Annotated in this window: 31 protein-coding genes and 1 riboswitch; of the genes, 15 read left to right on the forward strand and 16 right to left on the reverse strand. The window is 71.4% G+C overall.

From position 1 onward, the window contains the following. The 4 genes from E1293_RS23945 to E1293_RS23960 all read right to left on the reverse strand — a co-directional run. On the reverse strand, positions 1-661 hold a 661-nt coding region (locus tag E1293_RS23945; protein ID WP_132199698.1), incomplete at its 3' end, for a winged helix-turn-helix transcriptional regulator. A 4-nt stretch (positions 662-665) separates the two neighbouring features. Then, complete coding sequence (locus E1293_RS23950; protein ID WP_132199699.1) at positions 666-1,349, reverse strand: alpha/beta fold hydrolase; 684 nt, start codon at positions 1,347-1,349, stop codon at positions 666-668. Further along, on the reverse strand, positions 1,346-2,284 hold the full coding sequence (locus tag E1293_RS23955; protein ID WP_132199700.1) for an LLM class flavin-dependent oxidoreductase: 939 nt from the start codon (positions 2,282-2,284) through the stop codon (positions 1,346-1,348). Before E1293_RS23955 ends, E1293_RS23950 begins: the two co-directional genes overlap by 4 nt. Before the next feature lie 134 nt (positions 2,285-2,418). Continuing rightward, the gene (locus E1293_RS23960; RefSeq protein ID WP_424923661.1) at positions 2,419-3,366 is read right to left on the reverse strand and encodes a helix-turn-helix domain-containing protein; all 948 of its coding nucleotides are present in this window, start codon (positions 3,364-3,366) and stop codon (positions 2,419-2,421) included. A gap of 100 nt (positions 3,367-3,466) precedes the next feature. On the opposite strand from E1293_RS23960, the gene E1293_RS23965 reads away from it, so the two are divergent. Further along, on the forward strand, positions 3,467-4,480 hold the full coding sequence (locus E1293_RS23965; protein WP_132199702.1) for a saccharopine dehydrogenase family protein: 1,014 nt from the start codon (positions 3,467-3,469) through the stop codon (positions 4,478-4,480). Here the strand turns inward: E1293_RS23965 and E1293_RS23970 are convergent. Next, positions 4,477-4,842, reverse strand: a complete 366-nt coding sequence (locus E1293_RS23970) for an ester cyclase (RefSeq protein ID WP_132199703.1) — start codon at positions 4,840-4,842, stop codon at positions 4,477-4,479. The two genes, E1293_RS23965 and E1293_RS23970, sit on opposite strands and share 4 nt — an antisense overlap. A 106-nt stretch (positions 4,843-4,948) precedes the next feature. On the opposite strand from E1293_RS23970, the gene E1293_RS23975 reads away from it, so the two are divergent. After that, complete coding sequence (locus E1293_RS23975; protein WP_132199704.1) at positions 4,949-5,539, forward strand: TetR/AcrR family transcriptional regulator; 591 nt, start codon at positions 4,949-4,951, stop codon at positions 5,537-5,539. Here the strand turns inward: E1293_RS23975 and E1293_RS23980 are convergent. Next, positions 5,536-6,669 carry a suppressor of fused domain protein gene (locus tag E1293_RS23980; protein ID WP_165978373.1) on the reverse strand — a complete coding sequence of 378 codons (1,134 nt, stop codon included), beginning with the start codon at positions 6,667-6,669 and terminating at the stop codon, positions 5,536-5,538. The two genes, E1293_RS23975 and E1293_RS23980, sit on opposite strands and share 4 nt — an antisense overlap. A 215-nt stretch (positions 6,670-6,884) precedes the next feature. After that, positions 6,885-7,664, reverse strand: coding sequence for an alpha/beta fold hydrolase (locus E1293_RS23985; protein WP_132199706.1), 780 nt, complete (start codon positions 7,662-7,664; stop codon positions 6,885-6,887). 65 nt (positions 7,665-7,729) lie between these two features. On the opposite strand from E1293_RS23985, the gene E1293_RS23990 reads away from it, so the two are divergent. After that, complete coding sequence (locus E1293_RS23990) at positions 7,730-8,011, forward strand: VOC family protein (RefSeq protein ID WP_207939048.1); 282 nt, start codon at positions 7,730-7,732, stop codon at positions 8,009-8,011. A gap of 63 nt (positions 8,012-8,074) precedes the next feature. Here E1293_RS23990 and E1293_RS23995 read toward each other — a convergent pair whose 3' ends face one another. Both E1293_RS23995 and E1293_RS24000 read right to left on the reverse strand, forming a co-directional pair. Then, positions 8,075-8,587, reverse strand: coding sequence for a DinB family protein (locus tag E1293_RS23995; protein WP_207939049.1), 513 nt, complete (start codon positions 8,585-8,587; stop codon positions 8,075-8,077). Between the two features lie 118 nt (positions 8,588-8,705). After that, positions 8,706-10,100, reverse strand: coding sequence for a helix-turn-helix transcriptional regulator (locus tag E1293_RS24000; RefSeq protein ID WP_481726085.1), 1,395 nt, complete (start codon positions 10,098-10,100; stop codon positions 8,706-8,708). A 150-nt stretch (positions 10,101-10,250) separates the two neighbouring features. Here E1293_RS24000 and E1293_RS24005 point away from each other — a divergent pair, with 150 nt between their 5' ends. The 5 genes from E1293_RS24005 (at position 10,251) to bluB (ending at position 12,896) form a co-directional block, all read left to right on the forward strand. Continuing rightward, the gene (locus E1293_RS24005) at positions 10,251-10,526 is read left to right on the forward strand and encodes a hypothetical protein (protein WP_132199709.1); all 276 of its coding nucleotides are present in this window, start codon (positions 10,251-10,253) and stop codon (positions 10,524-10,526) included. After that, the gene (locus tag E1293_RS24010; RefSeq protein WP_132199710.1) at positions 10,523-10,921 is read left to right on the forward strand and encodes a hypothetical protein; all 399 of its coding nucleotides are present in this window, start codon (positions 10,523-10,525) and stop codon (positions 10,919-10,921) included. The genes E1293_RS24005 and E1293_RS24010 overlap by 4 nt, the downstream gene beginning before the upstream one ends. A 33-nt stretch (positions 10,922-10,954) precedes the next feature. Next, complete coding sequence (locus tag E1293_RS24015) at positions 10,955-11,206, forward strand: hypothetical protein (RefSeq protein ID WP_132199711.1); 252 nt, start codon at positions 10,955-10,957, stop codon at positions 11,204-11,206. Positions 11,207-11,620: 414 nt separating this feature from the next. Beyond that, positions 11,621-11,998, forward strand: a complete 378-nt coding sequence (locus E1293_RS24020; protein WP_132199712.1) for a hypothetical protein — start codon at positions 11,621-11,623, stop codon at positions 11,996-11,998. A gap of 53 nt (positions 11,999-12,051) precedes the next feature. Further along, a riboswitch (cobalamin riboswitch) is annotated at positions 12,052-12,246 on the forward strand. A gap of 35 nt (positions 12,247-12,281) precedes the next feature. Continuing rightward, positions 12,282-12,896 (forward strand): 5,6-dimethylbenzimidazole synthase, encoded by a 615-nt coding sequence (gene bluB / locus E1293_RS24025; protein WP_132199713.1) that lies wholly within the window; start codon positions 12,282-12,284, stop codon positions 12,894-12,896. Here the strand turns inward: bluB and E1293_RS24030 are convergent. Beyond that, positions 12,805-14,001, reverse strand: coding sequence for a glycosyltransferase 87 family protein (locus tag E1293_RS24030; RefSeq protein ID WP_165978374.1), 1,197 nt, complete (start codon positions 13,999-14,001; stop codon positions 12,805-12,807). The genes bluB and E1293_RS24030 overlap by 92 nt on opposite strands. Positions 14,002-14,111: 110 nt before the next feature. Here E1293_RS24030 and E1293_RS24035 point away from each other — a divergent pair, with 110 nt between their 5' ends. From E1293_RS24035 to E1293_RS24050, 4 genes are read left to right on the forward strand one after another with little or no spacing between them, the layout of a single operon-like run. Next, the gene (locus E1293_RS24035) at positions 14,112-15,242 is read left to right on the forward strand and encodes a sensor histidine kinase (RefSeq protein ID WP_207939050.1); all 1,131 of its coding nucleotides are present in this window, start codon (positions 14,112-14,114) and stop codon (positions 15,240-15,242) included. Beyond that, entirely contained in the window at positions 15,239-15,898 is a 660-nt protein-coding gene (locus E1293_RS24040) for a response regulator (RefSeq protein ID WP_132199716.1), read from the forward strand. Before E1293_RS24035 ends, E1293_RS24040 begins: the two co-directional genes overlap by 4 nt. A gap of 38 nt (positions 15,899-15,936) precedes the next feature. After that, positions 15,937-16,320 (forward strand): BlaI/MecI/CopY family transcriptional regulator, encoded by a 384-nt coding sequence (locus tag E1293_RS24045; protein WP_132199717.1) that lies wholly within the window; start codon positions 15,937-15,939, stop codon positions 16,318-16,320. Beyond that, on the forward strand, positions 16,317-17,225 hold the full coding sequence (locus E1293_RS24050) for a M56 family metallopeptidase (RefSeq protein ID WP_132199718.1): 909 nt from the start codon (positions 16,317-16,319) through the stop codon (positions 17,223-17,225). Before E1293_RS24045 ends, E1293_RS24050 begins: the two co-directional genes overlap by 4 nt. 36 nt (positions 17,226-17,261) lie before the next feature. On the opposite strand, the gene E1293_RS24055 is transcribed toward E1293_RS24050, so the two are convergent. Continuing rightward, positions 17,262-18,566 (reverse strand): MFS transporter, encoded by a 1,305-nt coding sequence (locus E1293_RS24055; RefSeq protein WP_243716459.1) that lies wholly within the window; start codon positions 18,564-18,566, stop codon positions 17,262-17,264. 151 nt (positions 18,567-18,717) lie between these two features. Here E1293_RS24055 and E1293_RS48700 point away from each other — a divergent pair, with 151 nt between their 5' ends. Together E1293_RS48700 and E1293_RS48705 are read left to right on the forward strand one after the other, a co-directional pair. Then, positions 18,718-19,071 (forward strand): WYL domain-containing protein, encoded by a 354-nt coding sequence (locus E1293_RS48700; RefSeq protein ID WP_207939051.1) that lies wholly within the window; start codon positions 18,718-18,720, stop codon positions 19,069-19,071. After that, positions 18,999-19,373: a WCX domain-containing protein gene (locus E1293_RS48705; RefSeq protein WP_207939052.1), complete on the forward strand. Its 375-nt coding sequence runs from the start codon at positions 18,999-19,001 to the stop codon at positions 19,371-19,373. Before E1293_RS48700 ends, E1293_RS48705 begins: the two co-directional genes overlap by 73 nt. 14 nt (positions 19,374-19,387) lie before the next feature. On the opposite strand, the gene E1293_RS24065 is transcribed toward E1293_RS48705, so the two are convergent. The 3 genes from E1293_RS24065 to E1293_RS24075 are packed head-to-tail and all read right to left on the reverse strand — an operon-like array spanning position 19,388 to position 21,848. Continuing rightward, entirely contained in the window at positions 19,388-19,855 is a 468-nt protein-coding gene (locus E1293_RS24065) for a TIGR03618 family F420-dependent PPOX class oxidoreductase (protein ID WP_132199719.1), read from the reverse strand. An 11-nt stretch (positions 19,856-19,866) separates the two neighbouring features. Beyond that, complete coding sequence (locus E1293_RS24070; RefSeq protein ID WP_132199720.1) at positions 19,867-21,312, reverse strand: MFS transporter; 1,446 nt, start codon at positions 21,310-21,312, stop codon at positions 19,867-19,869. 47 nt (positions 21,313-21,359) lie between these two features. Continuing rightward, complete coding sequence (locus tag E1293_RS24075) at positions 21,360-21,848, reverse strand: MarR family winged helix-turn-helix transcriptional regulator (RefSeq protein ID WP_132199721.1); 489 nt, start codon at positions 21,846-21,848, stop codon at positions 21,360-21,362. Positions 21,849-22,073: 225 nt separating this feature from the next. Here E1293_RS24075 and trpS point away from each other — a divergent pair, with 225 nt between their 5' ends. After that, positions 22,074-23,123 (forward strand): tryptophan--tRNA ligase, encoded by a 1,050-nt coding sequence (gene trpS, locus E1293_RS24080; protein ID WP_132199722.1) that lies wholly within the window; start codon positions 22,074-22,076, stop codon positions 23,121-23,123. Between the two features lie 38 nt (positions 23,124-23,161). Here the strand turns inward: trpS and E1293_RS24085 are convergent, their stop codons facing one another. Both E1293_RS24085 and E1293_RS24090 read right to left on the reverse strand, forming a co-directional pair. After that, the gene (locus E1293_RS24085; RefSeq protein WP_132199723.1) at positions 23,162-23,779 is read right to left on the reverse strand and encodes a TetR/AcrR family transcriptional regulator; all 618 of its coding nucleotides are present in this window, start codon (positions 23,777-23,779) and stop codon (positions 23,162-23,164) included. Positions 23,780-23,867: 88 nt separating this feature from the next. Continuing rightward, a complete protein-coding gene (locus E1293_RS24090) occupies positions 23,868-24,680 on the reverse strand; it encodes a class I SAM-dependent methyltransferase (protein ID WP_132199724.1) in 813 nt (270 codons plus the stop codon). Between the last annotated feature and the right edge of the window lie 120 nt (positions 24,681-24,800).

Below are 24,800 nucleotides of genomic sequence, written 5' to 3' on the forward strand. Positions count from 1 at the left end.
GGGTGTGCGGGGGCGGGAGGCGGAACAGGCCCTTCAGCCTGGCGAGGGCCTCTCGGTCGCCGGACGCGGTCGCGGCGCCGCTCGCGATCATCTCGGCGAACGTGCCGCCCCGGCCGGTGAGTTCGAGGAACGCGTCCTCGCCGATGGTGAGGGTCGCGTCCGGGTGCTGGGCGGGGCCGTGGAGCGCCTCGATCGTCCCGTCGTCGATCCGGGCGTGGAAGACCTCGTCGTCGATGCGGAACTCGTACACGGCGCGGAACCCGGCGGCGGCCTCGGGGACGAAGCAGGCGCGCAGGCCGAGGAGTGTCCAGCCCGGGTGGAACGTCTCGGTCTCGCGCCGCTCGCCCATCGCCCACTTCATCCCCCACCGGGCCAGCGCCAGGACCGCCGGGCCCAGCTCCTCGCCGGCCTCGGTGAGCGCGTACGCGGGGGTGCGGGCGGGCGGTGGCAGCGTGATCTTGCGGGCCAGCCCCTCGCGCTCCAGGTGCTTCAGGCGGGCGGCGAGCAGTCCGGTGCCGAGGCCGCGCAGGCTGGCCTGCAGGTCACCGAACCGCTTCGGCCCGGTCAGCAGCTCGCGGACCAGCAGCAGCGTCCACCGCTCGCCGACGAGGTCGAGGGTGCGCGCGGTCGCGCAGTACTGGTTGTAGGTTCGCTGTTCCACTTCATCACTCTAGACTTCGCGCTTCCCGTTCTTGAAGGAGCAGCCGGGCGAGCGGCTCGGGGTCGGTCAGCATCACGTCGTGCGGGCCGTCCAGGGTGACCGTCCGGTATCCGACGTCCTTGGCGAACCGGTCGAAGGGAAATGGCGACGGGTTGCAGCAGATGCCCGTTCCGGGAATCCGGTCGACGGCGCCGGTCAGGCGGGTGACCTCGGTGAAGCTGCGCAGCGGCTGCGGTTGCAGGCGCGGGGCCAGCCATGCCGCGTCGCCGTCGCCGGTGATGCCGAACATCGCGGGAGGCGGGGACGGGACGCGCCGGCCGTCCTCGAACGTCTCGGCCGCCGTCCGGACGAAGGTGGCGAAGGCTTCGGGCGCCAGGTTGAGCATGCCGGCGCCGTCGGGTCCGGCCCAGCCGTCCACCAGGACGACGCGGTCGACGGCGTCGGGACGCGCGTCGGCGGCCTCCCGCACGACCAGGCCCGCGTAGCTGTGCCCGACGAGCACGAGCTCGTCCTGGACGGTGTCGATGGCGGCGACCACCGCCTCGGCATGGTCGTGCAGCCCGCGATCCGCGGCGGCGTCGAGTTCCGGGGTGAGCGTGCGCGCCCCGGCGGCGTCCAGCAGCGGGACGACCCGGTCCCAGGCCCACGGGCCGTGCCACGCGCCATGGACGAGCATGTACGTGGTCATTGGGCCTCCTGGACCAGGGGCAGGACGCGGTCGGCGAGTTGCTCCAGGTCAGCTTCGTGGTCGTCGGTCGCCAGCCGGATCACGAGGTGGCGGGCGCCCGCGTCGATGTAGCCGTTCAGCCAGGCGGCGGCGTCCTGGGCGGTCCCGGCGAACAGGGCCTGGATGGACGCGATGAACTCCAGCGGCGCGTTGTAGTAGCGCTCGATGCTCGTCCGCAGCCGCTCGCGTGCCTTCTCCGGGTCGTCGTCCAGGCAGAGCGTCGCGTACAGCGCCGGGGTGACCGGGCGGTCGTCCCCGATGACCGCGCGTTCCTTCGCGTACGTCGCCGCCTCGGTCGGGTAGGGGAGCCACCCGTCGCCGATGCGGCCCACCCGGCGCAGCGCCGCCTCGCCGCTCCCCGCCAGCCAGATCGGCGGCCCGCCCGGACGGGACGGCGGCGGCGCGAGCCGCACGTCCTCGAACGCGAAGTGCTCGCCCTGGTAGGAGACCGCGTGCCCCGACCAGAGCCGCCGCATCGCCTCGATCGACTCCTCCATCCGCCCGATGCGCCGGGCGAATCCGACCCCGATGGCCGTGAACTGGTCCTCGGTGGCCTGGATGGGGAAGCCGCCGCCCATGCCGGCGATGAGCCGTCCGTCCGACAGGCGGTCGAGGGTGGCGAGCTGGTGCGCCAGCAGGATCGGATGCCGGAGCGCCGGGAGCAGCACCGCCGTCCCGAGCGCGACCCGCTCGGTGGCCTGCGCCACGGCGGCCATCAGGAGCAGCGGATCGGCGCGCGGCCTGGTCACGGGGCTGTCGCCCGCCCACACCGAGTCCAGCCCCAGCTCCTCGGCCCGCCGCGCCTGGGCGACGAGCCGCCCCGGTTCGTGCTCGCCCGCAAGATCCTGCTCACGCGTGGGCAGCAGGTACCCGACCCTCGCCCTCTGGTTCGTCATGCCCCCGAACCTAGCGTCGAACTTCCTATTTTAGAAGTACCAACTTCAAGTTAAGGAATACGGTTCAGCGCCCGAACTTCGTTGACTTGCGGCGTGTCGTTGTTTTGAGACCGCTGAAACAACAACGCCGCAAGTCAACGGGGGCGGCGGGTGCGGAAGGTGCGGCGGTAGGCGTCCGGGGGGACGCCGACCGTGCGGTTGAAGTGCCTGCGCAGGGTCGTGGCGGTGCCCATGCCGGTGGCCGCCGCGATCGTCTCGACGCTGTCGCCGGTGGTCTCCAGCAGTTCCTGGGCGTGGCGGATCCGCTGGTTCAGCAGCCATTGCAGCGGGGTCGTGCCGGTCACCGACCGGAAGTGGCGGCCCAGGTTGCGTGAGCTCATGTTCGCCTGCCGCGCCAGGTCGTCCACGGTCAGCGGACGGTCCAGCCGCTCGATCACCCAGGGGAGCAGCTCGGCGAGCGGGTGGTTGCCCGGGGCGGGGACCGGGGTGGTGACGAACTGGGCCTGGCCGCCGTCGCGGTGCGGCGGCACGACCAGGCGGCGGGCGGCCGCGTTGGCGACCGACGAGCCGTGGTCGAGGCGGACGAGGTGGAGGCACAGGTCCATGGCGGCGGCCTTCCCGGCGGACGTGAGCACGCTGCCGTTGTCCACGTAGAGGACGTCCGGGTCCACCTTCACCTGGGGATATCGGGCGGCAAGCTCCCGGGTGTGCGCCCAGTGCGTGGTCGCGCGGCGGCCGTCCAGCAGGCCGGCGGCGGCCAGCACGAACGCGCCCGTGCAGAGGGAGGCGACGCGTGCGCCCGCCTCGTGGGCGGCGCGTACCGCGTCGACCAGGTCGGCGGGCGGGTCCACGTCGACGTCGGCCCAGCCCGGGACGATCACGGTGCCGGCGTGCGGCAGCCGGTCGAGGCCGTGGTCGGGCTCCAGCAGGAACCGGCCGGCCCGCACGGCGTCCCGGCCGCAGAGGACGACGTCGTACCAAAGGACGTCCACGCCGGCCGGGGCTGCTCCGAAGACCTCGTGGGCCAGCGACAGCTCGAAGTGCAGCATGCCGTCGGTGACGGCCAGCGCGATGGTTTTCACGTCCGGAATTGTACGGGTCATGGCGTTCCGGACACTCGTGTGCGGTACCCGTCCTCGCCAGGATGGTCGTCAACGGATCGCATTCGAGCAGGGAGAACCCATGGGATCGGGACGCACGGTGGCGGTGTTCGGCGCGTACGGGCACACCGGCCGCTTCGTGGTGGCGGAGCTGCGCAAGCGCGGGTTCGTCCCGGTTCTGTCCGGCCGCGACGCCGGCAAGCTGGAGGCGATGGCGGAACCCGGCCTGGAGGCCCGCCCGGCGTCCGTCGACGACCCGGCCTCGCTCGACCGCGCACTGGCGGGCGCGGCGGCGGTCATCAACAGCGCCGGGCCGTTCGCCGCGACGGCCGGCCCGGTGGTCGAGGCGGCACTGCGCGCCGGGATCCCGTATGTGGACGTGGCGGCCGAGATCGAGGCCAACGCCGACACGTTCGCGCACTTCGGGGACCGCGCCCGCGACGCCGGGGCGGTGATCGTCCCGGCGATGGCGTTCTACGGGGGCCTCGGCGACCTGCTGGTCACCGCCGCGATGGGCGACTGGACGGCGGCCGACGAGGCGCACATCGCCTACGGCCTGAACAGCTGGCACCCCACCGCCGGGACGCGCGCCGCGGGCGTCGTCTCCCGGCAGCGGCGGGACGGCCGGCGCGTCCGGTACGCGAACGGGCGGCTGGAGTACCGCGACGACGAGCCGCCGACCCTGGAGTGGCCCTTCCCCGAGCCGATGGGCCCGCGGGCCGTCGTCGGCGAGTTCACGATGGCCGACGTCGTCACGGTCCCCAGCCACCTGCCGATCCCCGAGGTGCGCAACTACATGACGGCCGAGGCCGCCAGGGACATCTCGTCTCCGGACACGCCGTCGCCTGCCGGGCAGGGGCCGTCCGCGCAGACGTTCCTCGTCGACGTCGTCGTGCGCTCCGGACGCGGCGAGCGGCGCGCCGTGGCGACCGGCCAGGACATCTACGCGATCACCGCGCCGCTCGCCGTGGAGGCGGTCGACCGCATCCTGACGGGCCGGACCAGGACGACCGGTGTCGCCTCCGCCGGAGAGATCTTCGACGCCGCCGACTTCCTCCGCGCACTCTCCCCGCACATCTCCGTGGACCTGCGCTAGTCGTGGCGTGGGCTCGGGCCCTCGGTGACGCCCCACATCTCCGCTAGGCGGCCGCCGTCGATGCGGAAGATCTCGAACAGCATCGGCGGTGCGCCGCCCTCCAGGGGGACGGTGCCCTCGACGGACGAGCGGATGGCGACCCTGTCGCCGTCGACCAGGATGTCCTCGGCGGCGACGCGCATGTCCGGGAATCGGGCGACGATGGTGCGCCAGGCGTCCTTGCCCGCCTCGAACCCGGCGGCGCCGAGCGGATGGCTGAAGAAATCGGGTGTGAAGAGGTCCGCTGCCTGGTCGAACCGCCGGGTGTTGAAGCACTCCTGCATCCGCAGGACCAGGTTCCTTGCGTCGTCGCGCGCGGTCATCGCCGTGATCTCCTCACGTCCGGCCGATGGGCGGCGCCCTAAGCGGTGCGTCGCCCCGGTTACGTCCGACACTATACGGTGCGCCGCCCCGGTTATGCTGGGGGGCATGTCCAGCCGACCGCCCGAGCCCGCGGCTCCAGCGCTCCGGGCCGACGCGCGCCGCAACCGGGAGCAGGTTCTGCGGACCGCGCAGCAGTTGTTCGCGACCGAAGGTCTCGGCGTCTCGCTCGACGAGATCGCGCGCCGCGCGGGCGTCGGACCCGGCACCGTCCACCGGCACTTCCCGGCCAAGGAAGCGCTGTACCTCGCCGTCGCGATCGATGAACTGAAGCAGCTTGTGGCAGAGGGAACGGCGCTCATCGCCACCGGCGACCCCGCGGCCCTGTTCACGCTGCTGGCCCGCATGATGGCCAACGGCGCCGAGAACGTGGCGGTGAAGAGCGCGCTGCTGGCCGCCGAGTTCGACCTGCGCACCGCCGCCCCGGACGTCGCGGCCGACCTCACCCGCAATGTCGCGGACCTGCTCGATCGCGCCCACGCGGCGGGCGCCGCGCGCCCGGACGTCACCGCCGACGAGGTGATGGCCCTCGTCGCCGGCGCCTTCGCCGCCATCCGCCACGCCAACGCGGAGACCAGCCGCGAACGCTCGGCCCACATCGCCGAACTGATCCTCGACGGCCTGCGGGCGCGTCCCTAGCGGGTGACGTCGGTGAAGGGCACCCCGTGCTCACCGGCGAGCCGGGCCAGAACCGCGTGGTTGCTCGTGGCCTTGGCCTCGGCGAGTTCGTCCCGGGTGATCCCGACGGCGGTGATGAACTCGACCGGGCCGCCAGGGGTGTCGATCGTGCCCAGGTGGGGGTCGGTGATGAACGCCAGCGCGCCGAGCCGGCTGCCGTCCGGGCCGAGCGGGCCGGCGACGCCCATCCGGTGCCCGTCGGCGAACGGGTATCCCTCGCCGAAGACGTACTCGCCGAGCTTGCGGAGCGCCTCCAGGGCCCAGCCGGGCGGCATCTCATCGTTTTCGGCGCGGGGGACGCGCATCGTCAGCTCGAAGCCGAGGCCGCTGGTCTCCGTGTCGAGGTCGAGGGTGCCGTCCGGGTCGCTGAAGCCCCAGGTGACGAGCAGCCAGAGGCCGTCCGCGCGGTGCGCGCTCAGCTCTTGGACGCCCTCGCCGACCGGGGTCCCGGTCGCCCAGTGCAGCGACTTGTCGTCAGGCAACCGGTCCGCCAGCGCCGCGGCGATCGCCTCCCGGCTGCCGATCTTCGGCACGCCCGTCTGGACGAGAGCCTCGAACACCCCGCCCCAGAACCGCTCGGGAGCGAAAGCCCGCTCGTCCATGGCCTTGAGGTCCGCGACGAGCTTCTCGGTGTACGGCCGGGCCTCCTGCGCGGACGCCCCGGCCATCTCCTCGCGGCGCAGCTCGATCCGGTAGAGGAACTCCACGAAGGCGCCCAGCGACACGTTGATCACCTCGGCGTCGCTGGTGGGCTCGCCCTCGTCGATACCGAGCATGAGGACGTTGCCGCTCTCCAGCTCGACGGCGTAGCGGACATGGTCCGCATAGTCGATCTCGTCGCCCTCGGCCCCCTGGCCGAGGATCAGGAAGCGCGCCGGCCCGTTCTGCGTCTCGGCGCCGAACATCGTGAGGGCTTCGTACGGGCCGTCCACCTTCATGGTGAAGAACATTCCGGCGGTCACCGGAAGCCCGACCCCGCACAGCACCTCGACATCGGCGGGACGGACCCCGTGCGACTCGACGTCGGCACGTTCGAGCGTGAAAACCCCGTCCGCCCCGAAGACCCGGACAAGCTCGTCATGCGTGACCACGGAAACGCCCTCCGGAAGGAAACGGGACAACAACGATCTTCGACGCCCACCCCCCGGAATCGGTTCGGCTACGGTCGAACCCGTGACGGTGATCTTTGTGACGGGAATGTCCGGCACGGGGAAGTCGGCCGCGCTCGACCGACTGAGCCGGCGCGGATACCGGACGGTGGACACCTCGCCGGCCCGCCAACGCGGGATCGGTGATGGGCACGCGCTCATGCCTTTGTGTGGCAGCGGTCTAGGAAGGGACGGACGACCGGCAGCGTGAGGTCGGTCCGCAGGAAGGCGTCGAGGTGGCCGCAGTCGGGGAGTTCGACGAGGGTGGCGCTCGGAATCTGGGCGGCTGTTCGCTGAATGGCCGCGCGTTGGGGGTCGTGGTCGCCGGCGAGCAGGAGGAGCGGCACCGGCACCCGAGCGAGGACGTCGAGGACGCCGTCGCGGTCTGCCAGGGCCGTGGCCAACGCCGCGAGTGCGTGGGCATCGGCCGCCAGCATGGTGGACCGCATCCATGCTGGAAGCCGTCCACGACCTTCCATGGCGGCGATGAACGGTTCGACGCCTTGGGAGCGGAAGACCTCCGCTTCACGTTCGACCTCGGCAGGCTGTACCTTCACGCGCTCGGCGTGGGCTCCGCCTGCGACCAGGCCCGTGAGTCGCTCCGGGTGGCGGGCCAGGAGATGCATGCCGATAATGCCGCCCATCGAGGCGCCCCAGAAGGCGGCGCGGTCGACGCTCAGCGCGTCCAGGACGGCGATGACGTCACCGACCTGCCGGTCGATGCGGTAACTGCCGACGTCGCGGGGCGCGTCGCTCCCGCCGTGGCCGCGTGCATCGATGCAGATGAGGCGGTACTGGTCGGCGAGGGCGTCGACGTAGCCCGCGTCCCGCCACGTGCTGCGATCCCCGAAGAACCCGTGCAGCAGCACCAACGGCCGCCCCTGCCCCGCCGTATCAAAGGCGATCCGCACTCCGTCGGCACCGGTGGCATGCCTCATACCCCGACCATCGTCCACATCCGCGCCCCCCGCAACGGGCGACGGCTCGCCGTTAGGGTCGGGGCATGGCTCTGCTGCGGACACCGGACGGCCACGGCAAGGTCGAGCTGGCGAGGTTCCGCGCCCCGGCGGCGATCACCCCGGAGCCGGAGAACGCGCCCGCGAACACGCTGGGCATTCGCCGCATCATGTTCGCCGTCGACGACATCAAGGACACGGTCGCCCGTCTCCAGGCCCACGGCGCCGAACTCGTCGGCGAGATCGTGCAGTTCGAGAACATCTATCTGCTCTGCTACGTCCGCGGCCCCGAGAACATCGTCGTCGGACTGGCCGAGCAGCTCGGCTAAAGGCTGCGCGCGGCCGGCTCCATTCGCGAGAGCCGTAGGAGCCGGCCACGTCGGGGCCTGTGCTCAGCCCATGCTCTTGGCGCCGTCCAAGGACTCGCGGATGATGTCCGCGTGCCCGGCGTGCTGCGCCGTCTCGGTGATGATGTGCAGGAGCACCCGGCGCGTCGACCAGTGCGTCTCGGTGTTCCACGGCGCCTTGGGCAGGGGCTGGACGGCGTCCAGGTCGGGCACCGTGGCGACGAGCTTGTCGGTTTGCCCGGCCACCTCGTCATAGGCGTCCAGCACCCCGGCCAGCGTCTCGCCGGGCAGCATCTTGAACTCGTCGGCCCGGCGGGCGAAGTCCTCCTCGGTCATGGCGGTGAAGTCGGGCATGGCGTCGGGGCCGTCCACGATGAACTCCGCCCAGCCCCGCTCGACGGACGCCACGTGCTTGATGAGGCCGCCCAGGCAAAGCTCGCTGGCCGTGGTCCGCATCCCGGCCTGCTCATCGCTCAGGTCACGGGTGGTGAACCGCAGGAAGTGCCGGTACTTGGCCAGATTCGCGAGCAAGTCGGCGCGCTCACCGGTGAGGTCCATATGTTCCGCCTTCGGTCGTTTCCGTTCCATCGGACGAGACCACACTAGAAACCGAAACGGACAGATCCTGTCCTGAATCACCGGCGACTTGAACGAACCACCCACGCGGTCGGACGGATCAGCGCGCGGCCCCCGCGAGCATGGCGTACGCATCACGCACAGCGGGCCTGTCGGCGTCGCGTGCGGATGCCAGGTTCAGGGACGTGAAGGCCGTCCGGCGGATCATCGAATCGCTGCGGTGGGCTGGCGGTAGGCCCTCCAAGGTGTGGATGACGTGCTGGGCGCCGGCGTCGGCGTCTCCGGTGCGGAGCAGGCCGCCCGCCCGATGTAGTTCGATCTGGGCGCGGGCTAGGAAGCGGTTCGCCGGATAGAGCGCGATGGCGGCGTCCTGAGCCTCATGGGCGCGGTCGAGGTTGCCCGCGTGTGTGTGCACGTAGCTGACGACGTGGTGCAGCCGCCGCTCCGACCAGCCCCATACGGAGGTTCGGTCGTCCGTGATCCGAGCGGGCATGCTCTCGAACATGCGCTCTTGATCGATCAAGGCGCGCTCGGCTTCGTCGTGGCGACCGAGCTGGGCGAACGCCTGTGCCTTGGCCGAGTAGGCACTGGCCGTCCCGTAACACGGTGTCCCCGGACTGATGTTCAGAGCCTCATCGGCGGTCCGGATGGCGGACACCTCTGAGGAGCCCGAGTAGAGCGAAAGCACCGCCGCCTTGCCGCGAACCCCACACGCGGTCTCCCGGTTGCCCGACTCGTCCGCCGCGTGGGCCGCGGTGCGCCACCAGCGCCGGGCGCTGCGCGGATCGCCGACGACGGTCAACTCGAAGGCCGTGAGCGCGGCGAGGTGTGCCGCCGTGTCCACGAGGCGGCGCCAGACCGGGCCGTGCGCTCGGTTGATGTGGAGATTGAGCTCGGCGAAGTCCGTGAGCAGGTCCGGCAAGATCACGGTCGCCGGGACGTGGTCGATCTCCTGAGCGTAATCGAACGCGGCCCGCTCCCAGGCGTCGGCGTCGCGTGGGGTCGCCTCGACGGTGAGGGTGCCGATGAGGGCGGCCCGCATGCGTTCGGCTTCGCGGCCGAGGGGAGCGGCTGCGGCGGTGGCGCCGATCAGAGCGAGGAGGGCGCGGCGTTTCACGTCGTCGTCCTCGGAGTCGATGGTGTCGGGGTCATAGGTAGAGGATGCCTCCTTTCCCGGCCCGGTTGAGAAGAGGTCGGAAGGATCTAATTTGAACGCTTTCGAGTAGGCGTGTGCCCAGTCGCGGGGATAGTTCTGGCCCTTCTCCCAGTCGTAGATCTGACGTGCGAGGTTGGCCGGACTGCCCCGCTTGAGGCCGTCCGCGCCCAGGAGTTGCCTGGCCATCTCGTGTTTACTCCAGCCTCGCGCTTCACGCTCGGCACGGAGTCGGGCTGCCCATATCGGGGTTTTTTGGGCAGTCATGACATGTGTCCCCTTTTGTGGACCCGGAGACTTTCGAGTCTCCGGGTGTCTCCGGGTCTGTCTCCGCATTCTCATCTTTTCTCGCGGCCTGTGACGCCGATTTACTCAGAGTCGCGGGACGAGTTGCGTCCCGTCCCCGGAAACGAAAGCGGCCCCGACCCGGTGCTGACACACCATTGGGTCGGGGCCTGACCAGGAAACGAGGCCCTGGCTGTGGACGATGCTATGACCCCCGAGGTGCGGCTCGCGGCGCTTGCCGCGCATCTGGCCGCCCGCAAGCTCGACGTCGAGCTCGGCTCCAAGGGCCTCCGGGTGGCCAACCCGCAGGTCAAGGGCTGCTGCTCACCCCACGCCACGGACACGATCGCCTGCCGCACGCGGGACGAGGACGCCGGGCGCCTCTGGTACTTCACGTCGTGGGGCGAGCCCATCGCACCCGCCGACCGCGTCACGGACGCGGCCGTGTTCGTCCTCGGCTACCTGTCCGGGGAGGAGCGGTGACGCCGTGGGCGGCGGCCGACCTCGACCCCGAGCGGGTCGCGGCCGGGCTGGCGCGCCGGTTCCCCGGCTGCTGCGTCTGGCGGGGGGAGTACACCGGGAGCTGGTGGGCGCTCGCACGAGACCGCCTCGTCGAAGCGCCCGACCCGGCCGCCCTCGGCCGCCTACTGGACGAGCTGACCCGCCGCGACCACGCCGGCCGGTACTCGCGGGCGGCCCTCCAGAACCGCGCGGCCGGACGGGCCACGCCCACGCCCCCCAGGGCGTCCCGTCCGGCCGTGCACTCCAGGCCACCGGCCCGCCGTCCGCCCGCAGGGGTCAGGCGTCTCGAACGCCGCCCCCGAGGAGGCTGGCTGCGGCGCCTCCTGGGTTCGTTCGTTGTCGTCGAAGAGTTGTGACCATGGGCGGAAGATCCGCAAAGCTGTCGGGCGATGGCGGATTCCAAGTTTCGGATCGACCCGGAGACCCAGAAGCGGCTCGGGTCGCAGGTGCTCGCGGACCTTCGGGCCAACCTGTGGCCGGTGGACTGCCAGACCTGCGGGCGGCCGCTCGGGCGATGGGGAAAGCCCTCCCTGGAGGTCCGGGCGCAGGACGGGATCGCCACCGCGTCACTGCACCACCAGCGGTGCAGGCCGCCAGCATGGAGCGACGGGACCGTCGCCACCGGAGGCGGGGGCATCTGACGTGGCGGGCGGGGTGTCTCGCGCTGCCACCCGCCGGCATCCCCGTCTTCCTCGTCAACCCGTCGTACGAATACGCCTTCCTGCGGGAGGACGACGGCGGGGGATGGCGGATCGCGAACCTGGAGTTGTTCACCGGGCTGGGCTTCGAGCTGGAGTTCCCGTCGGCAATGCCTCCTCCGCTGCCGGCGCTGTCCGCGTCGATCGACGACGGCCGCCTTTCGGTCGACGTCCGGGACGACGGGACGGTGCTCCACGCGTGGCATGACGTCCCCATGACGACCGGTTTCGCCAGGCTGGTCCGTGACTGGGGAAGCTTCTTGGTCGCGGTGACGACGCTCATGGACGTCCGCAAGCGGTTCAGTGTCGAGCAGCTCATGACCCTGATGGGAGCGGGACAGGATCGCTGTCCTGCTGATGGTGAGCGCGTTCTACTCGCTCGGGTCACGGGACACGACGGGCGAGCCCGCGCGGGCCGGCGGCGTGCACCTGATCGCCCGCGACGCGGCGGGCGCCGATGAGCTCATGGACGGGTTCTCCCCGATCAGTGATCGAGGCGCCATCGGGACGGTCGGCCGGTTGGGCGCCCCGCCTCTGTCCGCCGAAGGCGCCGCCGCGTACCTGTCCGACATCGCCATCGGCACGGAAGAGGAGTTCGCCGCGGCCTTCGACGCCTACAGCGGCGCGGGGCCGGATTGGGACCTCCATGCGAGCCGCGGCCACCTGGCCATCGTGATCGGCACGCAAGTGCGGGCGAACGTCCTCCGCTACTACCCGAAGGCCGTCACCGTTTAGAACACATGGGCGGCGTCTCCTCGGCGTCGAGGACGGCCCGGTACGGTTGCGGGTGGCATGAACTGACGCGGGGTGCCCCCATGTGGGGAGAATCGGGAAGCCGGTGCGAATCCGGCACGGGCCCGCCGCGGTGACCGGGGAGCTGCCGTCCAGGCGCGTTCGCGCAGCCACTGGCCGTACGGCCGGGAAGGCGGGCGGTCGAGCGTCGATCCGGGAGTCCGAAGACCGGCCCCGCTACGCACGGCCGCCGTTCGCGGTGGCCCGACGCAGCGGGAGCCTGCCCATGAACGTTTACGACGCCATCCACCGCCGCCGCGACGTGCGCGCCGAATTCACCGGTGCGCCGATTCCGGAGGACGTCCTGGAAAAGGTGCTGATGGCTGCACACGCCGCGCCCAGTGTGGGGCTGTCCCAGCCATGGGATTTCGTCCTGGTGAGTGATCCGGCCATTCGGACCGCCTTCTACGACCACGTGCAGTCCGAGCGCGCCGCGTTCGCAGGCACCTTGAAAGGCGCCGAAGCCGAGCGCTTCGCCCGGATAAAGATCGACGGGGTGCTGGAGTCCAGCTTGTCGGTGGTGGTCACCTACGATCCGGAACGCGGCGGCCCGGCGGTGCTCGGCAGGCATGCGATCGCGGATGCGGGGCTGTATTCGGTCTGCCTAGCCATCCAGAATCTGTGGCTTGCCGCCACTGCGGAAGGTCTGGGCGTGGGGTGGGTGTCGTTCTATCGGGAACCGCATCTTCGGGAACTGCTCGGCATCCCCGTGGGGATCCGTCCGGTCGCGTGGCTCTGCCTGGGGCCGGTCAGTCATCTTGAAGGCATTCCGGATCTCGAACGGCACGGCTGGCGGCGGCGTCGCGGGCTGGACGCCGCCGTCCATCATGACCGCTGGTGATCCGGAGGCGGATCGCCATATGGGTCAGGAAGACGACGCCGGCCAGCAGGTAGCAGTTGGCGACCGGTGTCAGGAAGACATGGAAGCCGTATTCGAGCGGATCGCCATTGTGGGGCGTCCACCACGGGGGAGCCAGGACGAAGAGGAGGTAGCCCGCGAGAGCGGTCTTCCGGTTGTTGTTCCGGATGAGTACGGCCAGGGCCGGGACGATCCACACCCAATGATGCGCCCATGAGATGGGGGAGACGAGGAGGCCGGTCGCGCCGGTGACCGCTGTGGCGCCCAGCCAATCGCCTCGTCGCGCCCAGGCGACCGCGAGGACGAGCCCGCAAACCCCGATGGTGAGCGGGACTGCGTTGTACCAGGCGCCCACCTCGGCCTTTCCGTGCAGGACGCGGGTCAGCATGCCGTAGGGAGATTGGTTGCTGATGTACGGGACGCCCACACGCGACGTGTCGTAGAAGGTGTGCAGCCAATAGAGGCGGGACGCGTCCGGCGCGATGGCGTAGGCGAGAAGGGTACAGACGGCGAAGGTCGCGGTGGCCGTGACGGCGTCCTTGGTCCGCTTTGTCAGCAGGAGCAGCACGACGAAGACGGCCGGGGTCAGTTTGATCGCGGTCGCTATGCCGATGCCGATTCCGGCTGGACGGCCCAGGGCGACGCGGTGCATGTCGGCGAGGACGAGGGCCAGCAGGAACAGGTTGACCTGCCCCAGGAAGAAGGTGTGCCAGACAGGTTCGAGAAGCAGGCCGGCGGCGGCCACGAGCACGAGGGATACCTCGCGGCCGGCCAGCTTCAATGTCGTCGCGCAGGCCCAGATGAACGCCGCCAGTGAGGCCAGTTGCCACAGCATCCGGGCCGGCGGAAGCGGCAGGTCGGCCAGTGGCGTGAACAGCGCGGCCATGAAGGGCGTGTTGGTGAACCAGTGGTCGGCCAATTGTGCCTGATAGAGGTCGGTGCCCTCCGTTATCGCGTGTCCGCCCAGCCAGTAGATACGGAAATCCAGCGAGTCGTAGGCGGCGGAGAAGACGATGATTCCCAGGGCTTCCAGGGCCAGAACCAGCGGCACCCAACGTTTCATGCCAATAAAGGTGTCGGCGGGCACCCGCAAAGAGCATCGGGCCACCGGACACATTCAGGAAGGGTGCTTGTAGCCCGTGGGATTACGCCTCCGGGCCAATGTGCCCGGGAAGGGGTGCCGGTTACGATCGGCGCATGTCCGCCCGACTCCTGAGCCGCGTGTGCCGCGTCGCGTGGAGGGTCCTGCTCTGGGTCTTGGCAGCCCTGTATCCGGTCGTCCTGTTCACGACCGTGGCGACGGGGACGAGCGGCTTCATGGGTGTGGAGGTGTTCGCGTCCGCCGTCCTCACGATCCTGGTCGGGGTCCTGGCGCTGCGGAATCCGCTGGCCGCCCACGCGATACTGCTGTTCGCCTGGACCGCCGCCCTCACCCAGATGCAGTACGGGTCGGTCGGCATTCTGCAGGCCCTGCTCACCGATCTCACCGTCGGCTACATAGCGGCGACGCGTTCGCGCCGGGTGTCCGTCAGCGTCGCGGTCGTGACGCTGGTCGTGCAGGCCCTGTCCATCGCCGCCTACCTGGAGGCGGACGACAACCTGCTGATGAGTGTCCTTCTCGCCATGATCGTCACGTGGATGGTGGGCAACTCCGTCCGCGCACGCCGTGCGCATACCGAGACGATGCGTGTGCAGGCCACCGCGCAGGCCGTCGCGGCGGAGCGGCTGCGGATCGCCCGTGAGCTGCACGACATGGTCGCGCACAGCATCGGCATCATCGCGATCCAGGCGGGCGTGGGCGGACGGGTGATCGACACGCAGCCGGGCGAGGCGCGGAACGCGCTGAACGCCATCGAGGCCACCAGCCGCGACACCCTGTCCGGATTGCGGAGAATGCTCACCGCGCTCCGCAAAGACGACCCTGGCAGCGTGCCGCTCGGACCGGCCCCCGGCCTGGACGACCTGCCGAGCCTGGCCGAGGCCGCCATGGACGCGGGCGTCGAGGTCGACGTCCGGACCAAGGGCACGCCGAGGCCGCTGCCGCCGGACGTCGATCTCTCCGCCTACCGGATCGTCCAGGAGGCGGTGACGAACGTCGTCCGCCACGCGGGCACCGACCATTGCCGGGTGACCATCGACTACCGGGACGGGGAACTGGCCATAGAGGTCGACGACGACGGGCACGGCGGCGTGGTCGGCAGCGGATACGGCATCGTCGGGATGCGGGAGCGGGCCACCCTCCTGCGCGGCGAGTTCACCGCCGGGCCGCGCCCGGAAGGCGGGTTCCGGGTGGCCGCCCGCATCCCCGCGCCGCCGGCAGCCGCATGACCATCCGCATCGTCCTCGCCGACGACCAGCCGCTGATCCGCGCGGGCCTGCGCGTCCTGATCGCCGACACCCCCGGCATGGAGATCGTCGGCGAGGCCGGGACGGGCGCCGAAGCGGTCGATCTCGTCGGCGAGGTGGACCCCGACGTCGTCGTGATGGACATCCGCATGCCCGACATGGACGGCATCGAGGCCACCCGAAGGATCACGACCGCCCACGTCCTGATGCTGACGACGTTCGACGACGACGAATACGTCTACGGCTCGCTGCGCGCCGGCGCCAGCGGCTTCCTCGTCAAGGACATGGCGCTGGAGGAGATCCTCGCCGGGATCCGGGTCGTCGCGGGCGGGGACGCCCTGATCGCGCCGAGCGTCACCAGGAAGCTGATCGAGGAGTTCGCGGCCCGTCCGGAACCGGCCCCGAAGGCACGGCCGACACCCGGAATCACCGACCGCGAGCGCGAAGTCCTCACCCTCGTGGGCCGCGGAATGTCCAACCAGGAGATCGCCGGGGAACTGTTCATCAGCGTCGCGACCGCGAAGGCGCACGTCGCCCGCCTGCTGGCCAAGCTCGACGCCCGCGACCGCGTCCAGCTCGTGATCATCGCCTACGAGCTGGGCCTCGTGGTGCCCCCTACAGGCGGTAGTACTACCTGACGTGGGCACTGTCGGAACCGTCGGATAACCTGGCTGGCGTGAAGGGTCTGGGAGAGCTTGAACGCACGGTCATGGAGGTCCTGTGGGCGCGGGAGGACGCCGGCCACGAGGCGGCGACCGCCCGTGACGTGAGCCGCGCCCTCGCCGGCGACCGCGACCTCGCCCACACCACGGTCATGACCGTCCTCGACAGGCTCGCCAAGAAGGACTTCCTCGAGCGCGAGCGCGACGGCCGCGCCTGGCGCTACCACCCGGTCGCGAGCCGCGAGGTGTACGTCACCGAGCTGATGCTGGGAGCCCTGAACGAGACCGGTGACCGGGACGCTGCGCTCGCGCACTTCGTCCGGTCCGTGTCGCGGGACGAGATCGACGTCATCCGCCAGACCCTCGCCGGCCTCGTGCGCAAGGAACCTCCGGCATGACCGGCACAGCCCTGCTCGCATTGATCTCACTCGGGACCGTCGGCGGGGCGCACCTGCTGTCCCGTGCCCGGTGGACGTGGCGGACGCCGCGCATCGGGATCGCGCTCTGGCAGGCCCTCGGCCTGTGCTGGGGCATCGCCACGATCGGCGCGCTGCTCGGCCTCGCCCTGGTCCCGTACGGGAAGGGCGTCGTCGGCGGGCTGCCCGGCCTGTACGCCGACCAGGCGGCCCGGCTCAACGCGGTCGAGGTGGCGGCGCTGCTCGCCGCGGTCAGCCTGACCGGCGTGCTGCTGGTCATGCTGATGTACGCGGTGGTCCGGGTCGTGCGGGCCCGGCGGCGGCACCGGGCGCTGCTCGCGCTGGTGTCGCGCCGCGACTCCTCGGTGCCCGGCACCCTCGTCCTCGACCATCCGGGCGCCGCCGCGTACTGCGTGCCGGGCGTCCGCTCGTCCAAGGTCGTCGTCAGCGCCGGGACGATGGAACTGCTCGACCGCGGCGAGCTGGCCGCGGTCCTCGCGCACGAGCGCGCCCACGCCCGCGAGCGGCACGACCTGGTGCTGCTGCCGTTCGCGTCGCTGCGCCAGGTGTTCCCGCAGTTCCGGCTGGTCGGACGGTGCCTGGACGCGGTCGAGCTGCTGATCGAGATGGCGGCCGACGACCGGGCCCGGCACGGCCGCCCGGCCCGCGAGCTGGCGACCGCGCTGCTGCGGTTCGCCGCGGCCCGCCCGGCCGCTGCGCCGTCCGGCACGCTCGGCGTCGCCTCGCACAGCGACATCCCGGTGATGGCGCGGGTGAACCGGCTGCTGGAGCCGGAGCCGCTGCCCCGCAAGACCCGCGTCGCCGCCACCGTCGCCGTCCCCGTCATCGCCGGCCTCCCCCTCCTGCTCCTCGTCCTGCCCCACTAGCTCAGGACGGGCGGCCCGCCTTCGGGAGCGCGAGCATCAGTAGTGCGGCCCCCAGATAGGCGGCGACCTGCAACGGCATGACGGTGGCCAGGGCGTCGCCGGACGCCGTCGCCGGCGAGTGCCCGGGCGTGAGCGCGTTGAAGAAGACGGTGCCCAGTGCGGCGATGCCGACGGCGTTGCCGATCTGGTCGACCGTGGACAGGACTCCGCCGGCCGCGCCGGCGTGCCGGCCGGGCACGCCCGCGAGGACGACGTTGACCAGGATCGGGGCGCCCAGGCCGAGCCCGAGCCCGCCGAGGAACAGCGCCGCGGCCAGCGCCCAGTAGCCCGCCGGCCACCGTCGCGGACCAGGATCCAGATCACGCCTTGGGAGGCGGCGAGGGCCAGCGACCCGGTGACGAGGAGTGCGCGTCCGGCCTTGGCCGCGAGGTTGACGCCCACGCCGGAGGTGATGATCGCCCCGATCGCGTAGGGCAGCAGCACCAGGCCGGTGTCCCACACGGACCGTCCGGTCCCGGTCTGCAGGTAGAGCGAGAGGACCAGGAAGAAGGACCCGATCGCGCCGAAGAACAGCACCGACGCGGCCAGTCCCGCGGTGAAGGTCTTGACGCGCAGCAGCTCGGGGGCGAACACCGGCTGACCGCCGCGCGCGGCGAGGCGGCGCTCGTAGCCGGCGAAGACGGCCCGGCCCTGCACCACCGGCAGCAGGATCAGCGCGACCCCCAGCGCGGACAGCACGGCCCCGGGCACGTCGAGGCGCGCACGCCGCTCGGCGACGGGCTCCGGCAGCACCCGCGCCCCGACGGCCAGCGCGACGACGGCGACGGGCACGTTGACCCAGAAGATCGTCCGCCACGACAGGCCCCACAGGTCGGCGTCGACCAGCGCCCCGCCGAGCAGCGGACCGGCGACGGCGGCCAGGCCCTGGACGGCGCCGTACGCGCCCAGGGCCCTGGCCATCCCGGCCGGGTCGAACGAGGAGCGGATGATGCCGAACACCTGCGGGACCATGAACCCGCCCGCGAGGCCCTGCACGACCCGCATGGCGATCAGTACACCCGGGGACGGTGCCAGCGCGCATGCGGCGGACGCGAGCGCGAACCCGGCGAGGCTGACGAGGAAGACCCTGCGGCGGCCGTGGTCGTCACCGACCCTGCCGCCGGTGATGAGGCCGGAGCCGAGGGCCAGCGTGTAGGCCGCGAGCATCCACTGCAGCTGGGCCTCGCCGGCGTCCAGGTCCGCGGCGATGGACGGTGCCGCGACGGTGACGATCGTGACGTCCAGCAGGTCCACGGCCGACGGCGGTGCCTGGGGTGCGGCGGGGGCGTTCTCGGTGTTCATGCCGGGCACCGTCGCATCGGTGGCGGTCACCGAATGGCCGCCATGCCTGGCAGCCTTCGGGGATGGCTGACACGTCGGCGCGGATCCTGCGGCTGCTGTCGCTGCTCGGGGCGCGCCGAGTGGCCGGGCGCTCACGACGCTGCGCCAGGTCATGCCGGCCCGTCTGGGCGCCGCGTCCGAGGCCTTCGAGCTCACGGCGCTGCGCAACTACTGGGAGTTCGCCGCACCGCCCGTCGACATCGGGACGCTGCAGGCCGTCGGATCGGCGATCCGCACCCGGCATGTGCTGCGCTTCGACTACCGTCCACCCGGCGGCGCCGTCCCGGACCCCGGTGACCGGGGCTTCACGCCGCCGCGCGAGGCCGAGCCCCACCACCTCGTCGTATGGGCCGGCCGGTGGTATCTCGTCGCCCGCGACCACCGCACCCGGGAATGGGGCACCTACCGGGTCGACAGGATCGCCCCGCGCGACCCCGCGGGCGTGCCCTTCACGCCGGGCCCCTGACGGACGGGGACCTCACGCGGCTGGTCGTCCAGAACGCCGACCGCGGGGACACCCCCGCCCAGTGGCCGTGCCGTGGCAGCGCCACCATCGACCTGCCGGCGGAGGTCGTCGCCCGATGGGCGCCGGGCGGATCCGTCGTCGAGCCCATCGACGAGGACCGGTGCCGGTTCACCATCGGCGGCTGGTCCTGGATGGGCGTCGCCGGCCTCTTCGCCACCTTCGACGCCGACCTGCATGACATCGCACCCGACGACCTCCGCGACGCGTTCCGCCGCCTGGCGACCAGACTCCGCCGAGCCTGATCCTCCGGTCCCCACTAGTCGGACAGGACGGTCCCGTAGAGGCGGGTGACGTGCAGGCGGATCACCTGGCGCCGGTCTTTGACCATCTGTTCCAGGAATGCCTGCTCGTCCGCCGGGTCGTCGAAGCCCGGCGTCATGGCCAGCAGTTCGCGGCCGGTCGCGTCACCGGGCTCCTCCGATATCTCGGACAGTTCGGCGGTGCCCTCCGCAACGGCGAACGACAGGTGATCGGCGCTGGACGCGTGCAGCGCGGCACGCGGGTCGCGCTGCAACTGCTGCACCTTCGCCCGCCCGGCCGTCGTGGAGATCCGCACGATGCGCTCGTCCGCATCCCACGCGTAGACGACGGTCGAGACGTGCGGATGGCCGTTCTTCTTGTTCGTGGCCAGCACGGCGAACTGCTGCGCGCCGAGGAGCCGGACCAGGTCGTCCTCGCTGATGGGCTTGGGGCCGGGCCCCTGCCCAGGGCCGTACTCGGTCATCGCGATCTCCTTCAGGCGTTGGTGGGGACGGTCTCGGCCGGCGCCGTGCTGGCGGCGGGCGGCTTCGGGCGGCGCAGGACGAGGAGCGACACGGCCAAGGCGGCGACCAGGAGGCCGGCGGAGACGGCGAAGGCCAGGTGGTAGCCGCCGGTGAGGGCGGCGGCGGTGTCGCGCCCGTCCGCGCGGAGGGTCTCGGTGCGGGACGCGGCGAGGGTGGTCAGGACGGCGACGCCCAGGGCCATGCCGACCTGCTGGACGGTGTTGAACAGCCCGGACGCCAGCCCCGCGTCCTCCGGACGGGCGCTCGACATGCCGAGCCCGGTCAGCGACGGCAGGACGAGCCCGGCCCCCGCGACCAGCACGAACACGGGCAGGAGGTCGGTGATGTACGCCGCGTCCACCGGGACGGTCGTGAGCAAGGCCATCGCGCCGATCAGCAGCACCAGCCCGGCCATCAGCACGAACCGCTCTCCGAACCGGTTCGACAGCCGTGCGGACGCGAACAGTGAGACCGCGCCGATCGCCACGGCCGCCGGGAGCATCGCCAGGCCGGTGTCCAGCGCGCTGTATCCGAGGACCTGCTGCATGTAGAGGGCGACGATCACCTGGAAGGAGAACATGGCCGACAGGGTGAGCAGTTGGACGGTGTAGGCGCCCGACACGTTGCGGGAGCGGAGGATGCGGAGCGGCATCAGCGGGGTCGCGGCGCGGGACTGCCGGACCGCGAATCCCGCGAGCAGCAGCAGCGACACGGCGCCGAGGCCCAGCGTGTGCGCGGAGAGCCAGCCGTGGCTCTCGACCTTGACGACCGTGTAGATGCCGAGCATCAGCCCGGAGGTGACGAGGAAGGCGCCCCAGACGTCCGCGCCGGCCGCCAGGCCGATGCCTCGGTCGCGCGGGAGTGCCGGGAGGGCCAGCAGGATCGTGGCGAGGCCGATCGGCAGGTTGATCAGGAAGATCCAGTGCCAGCTCAGCGCGTCGGTGAGCACCCCGCCGAGCACCTGCCCGATGGACGCGCCGGCGGCGCCGGTGAAGCTGAAGACGCCGATCGCCCTGGTCCGTTCGCGCGGGTCGGTGAACAGCGTCACGAGGATGCCGAGGACGACGGCGGAGGCGAGGGCGCTGCCGACCCCCTGGAGGAATCGGGCGGCGATCAGCAGGCTGGAGGTGCCGGCCGCTCCTGCCAGCAGCGATGCGACCGTGAAGATCGCGTTTCCGGTGAGGAACAGGGTACGGCGGCCGACGAGGTCGCCGAGGCGCCCGGCGAGCAGGAGCAGGCCGCCGAGCGGGATCAGGTAGGCGTTCATGATCCAGCTGAGCCCGGCGGAGGAGAAGCCGAGATCGTCCTGGATGGCGGGGGTCGCGACGGTGACGATGCTGCCGTCCAGGATCGTCATCAGCATGGTGGCGGACAGCACGCCGAGCGCGGCCCAGCGGGATCGCAGCGGAGAACTCATGGTGCGACCGTAGCAGATAGTTTTGTTGCAGACTATCTATGACAGCCTTACTTCGTGCGCTCGCGTGCCCTCCGCACCGGCTGGGTGCTCTCCGACGGCGTGGCGAGATGGCCGTTGACCAGGGTGTTCAGTGCCCGGACGAGGGTGTCGCGCTCGTCCTTCGGCAGGGACCCGAGGGCCGCCTCATGGACGCCGTCCACGAGCTCCTGGCTGCGGGCGGCGACCCGCGCGCCCTCCTCGGTGACCGCGATGATCCGGGCCCGCCGGTCCCTGGACGACGGCCGGCGCTCGGCGAGGCCCGCCTTCTCCAGGGCGTCCACCGTCACGACCATCGTCGTCTTGTCCATGTCGCCGATCTCGGCGAGCTGGATCTGGGTGCGCTCCTCCTCCAGGGCGTGCACCAGGACGCAGTGCATGCGCGGCGTCAGCCCGATCTCGGCCAGCGCCGCCGTCATCCGGCTGCGCAGCACGAGGCCGGTGTGGTCGAGCAGGAACGACAGGTCCGTCTGGGTGCGGGCGGGGGCCATCGACGTCATGCGGTCCAGCCTACCCAAGATGGTTTCGTTCCAGATTATCTAGCAGCAGCCACATTCCGTGGGCTATCCTGGCGGCATGAAGCGCACCGCGTGTCTGGGTTGGTGGCCGTCCTAGGACGGCCGACACACACGCATGCCATCGGGCCGTCCGCCGGGACGGCCCTTTCTCTTCCTCGGTGACGAGGGCCGGACCAGCGGGAACGGCCAAGACCGAGGAGAGAGACCATGGAGACCATCCCCGAAAGCCTGCGCGCCGCCGAAACGCGGAGCCGCGAACTGGAAGAACGCATCGCGGACGGCCCCGGAGCCTTCCGCATCCTGACCGGCGACCGGCCCACCGGCCCGCTGCATCTCGGCCACTACTTCGGCACCCTCGCGAACCGGATACGGCTCCAGCGCGCCGGGGTGGAGCTGATCGTCCTGGTCCCCGACTACCAGGTGATCACCGACCGGGACGTCGCCGACCACCTGTCGGAGTACAGCGAGGGGCTCGTCGCCGACCACCTGGCCGCCGGGTTCGACCCGTCCACGGGGACGATGTTCAAGCACAGCGCCGTCCCCGCCCTGAACCAGCTCATGCTGCCGTTCCTGTCGCTGGTGTCGGTCGCGGAGCTGACCCGCAACCCGACCGTGAAGGACGAGATCGCGGCGTCCCGGCAGGCGGCCGTCAGCGGGCTGATGCTCACCTACCCCGTCCACCAGGCGTGCGACATCCTGTTCTGCAAGGCGAACCTCGTCCCCGTGGGCAGGGACCAGCTCCCGCACCAGGAGATCACCCGGACGATCGCGCGCCGCTTCAACGAGCGCTACGGCCCCGTCTTCCCGATTCCGGACGCACTGCTGTCGGCCGCGCCGCTCCTGCTCGGCATGGACGGCCAGAAGATGAGCAAGAGCCGCGGCAACGCCATCAACCTGTCGGCCACCGAGGACGAGACGGCCCGGCTGATCAAGCGGGCCGTGACCGACGGCGAGCGGCACATCGGCTACGAGCCCGAGACGCGGCCGCAGGTGTCCAACCTCGTGCTGCTGGCCGCGCTGTGCCAGGACCGCGACCCGCACGCCGTCGCCGCCGAGGTCGGCGACGGGGGCGCCGCCGCCCTGAAGAAGGTCGTGACCGACTCGGTCAACGAGTTCCTGCGCCCGATGCGCGCCCGCCGCGCCGAACTCACCGCCGACCGGGCGCACCTGCGCGGCGTCCTGGCCGAAGGCAACGAGCGCGCCAACGCGATCGCGGACCGGACGCTGGACGAGGTCAGGGCGGCCATGGCCTCCTAGCGCGGGCCTCCTAGCGCGGGCCTCCTAGCGCGGGCCTCCTAGCGCGGGGCGATGCCGCCGAGCACCGTGGCGACGAGACCGTCCACGGCGTCGAGCGGCACCCGGTGCGCGATGCCCTGACCCTGGAAAAGGATCGACAGCACCGGCTCATGGCAGGCACCGACGATCAGCGAGGCGGCCGCCTCCACCCGGGCGCCCGGGGCGAGGCGGCCGAGGTCGCGCTCGGCGCGCAGATATCCGAGCAGCCGCTGGTTCCAGTCCTCGCCCCCGCCGCTCAGCGCCGCGAACCGGGCGAGGACGGCCGGTTTCGCGAGCAGCCCGGTCAGCGCGGGCAGCATCCCGTTGTGCAGGGCGAGCCCGTGCGCGACGTACGCGCGCAGGTTCTCCTCGACCGTCGCCGTGCCGGGCTCCGGGAGCGGGCCGAGCGGCCGCGCGACCGCCTCGGCGTGCGCCCGCAGCGCGTGCGCGAGCAGCTCCTCCTTGTCGGCGAAGTGGTTGTAGAGGACGCCGTCGGCGACGCCGGCCTCCCGCGCGATCGCCCGGACGGTCAGCTCCGCCGTCCCGCGCTCGGCCATCATCCGCTCGGCCGTGGCGATCAGGTGCTCGCGCAGGCTCTGGTCTCCGTCGCGCAGCGCGGCCGCTTTTCGAGGTGACATCACCCGGCATCGTAAATGAGCGGGCTCGAACCCGCGGGCGGCGGGGAAGGAGGGCCGAACTCGTAACCCCCGGGAACCACGCGCCGCCTCATCGCCGCGACGTCACCAGCCAGGCGGAACCGCGCAGCCGGACGGCGCCGTCGCGCTCGAACGGCCGCATGGCCTCCGTGAGGGTGTCGGTCAGTTGGTCTCCCGCGCCGTAGTTGTAGCGGATCGGGCCCCAGCCGGCGAAGAACTCCGCGGCATCGCGGGCGTCTCGTCCCCACACCTGCTCGGCCTCGACCTTCCGGCTGGTCACGCTGTGGAACCCGGCGCCTTCGAGGACCTCGCGGACGCGCTCGGGGTCCGACAGCGACAGCGGGCCGTCGTGCCCGACCGCGGGTTCGTCGAGGGGCGGAAGCGCGGCGAAGACCTTCGCGAGGTCGGTCTCACCGAGGGGTGACATCGACAGGAACGCCAGCCGCCCGCCGTCCCGCAGCGCCCGCCGGACGTTGCCGAACGCGGCGACCGGGTCGGCGAAGAACATGACGCCGAACCGGCTGATCGCCACGTCGAAGGTGCCGTCCTGGAACGGGTACACCTGCGCGTCGCCCTGCTCGAAGGCCACGTTCGCGACGTCCTCCTGCTCGGCGAGGGAGCGGGCTCGGGCCAGCATCGGCCCGGACAGGTCCACGCCCGTCGCGCCGCCGAGCGGCGCCCGTCCGGCGGCGAGCCGGGTGACCTGCCCGTTCCCGCAGCCGATGTCGAGGACGCGGTCGCGGGGCCCGATGGCGGCGCCGTCCAGCAGGAACGCGTTGAACCCGCCGTTCATGGCGTCGTACCGGTCATACCGGTCGGCCCAGTGCTCCCCCTCGTACCCGTTCCAAGCCTCGGCCTGATGCGTATTGACGATCTCCGCCATGTCCCTCTCCCATCCTCAACGTCTCCGGCATGATGAACATCTGTTCATGAACGTATGTTCATAATGAGGTCCGGGGAGGGGGCGCGTCAACTGCGCGCGGGGTGGTCAGGGGAGTGCGTC

It is taken from the genome of Actinomadura darangshiensis (assembly GCF_004349235.1).
GTDB lineage: Bacteria > Actinomycetota > Actinomycetes > Streptosporangiales > Streptosporangiaceae > Spirillospora > Spirillospora darangshiensis.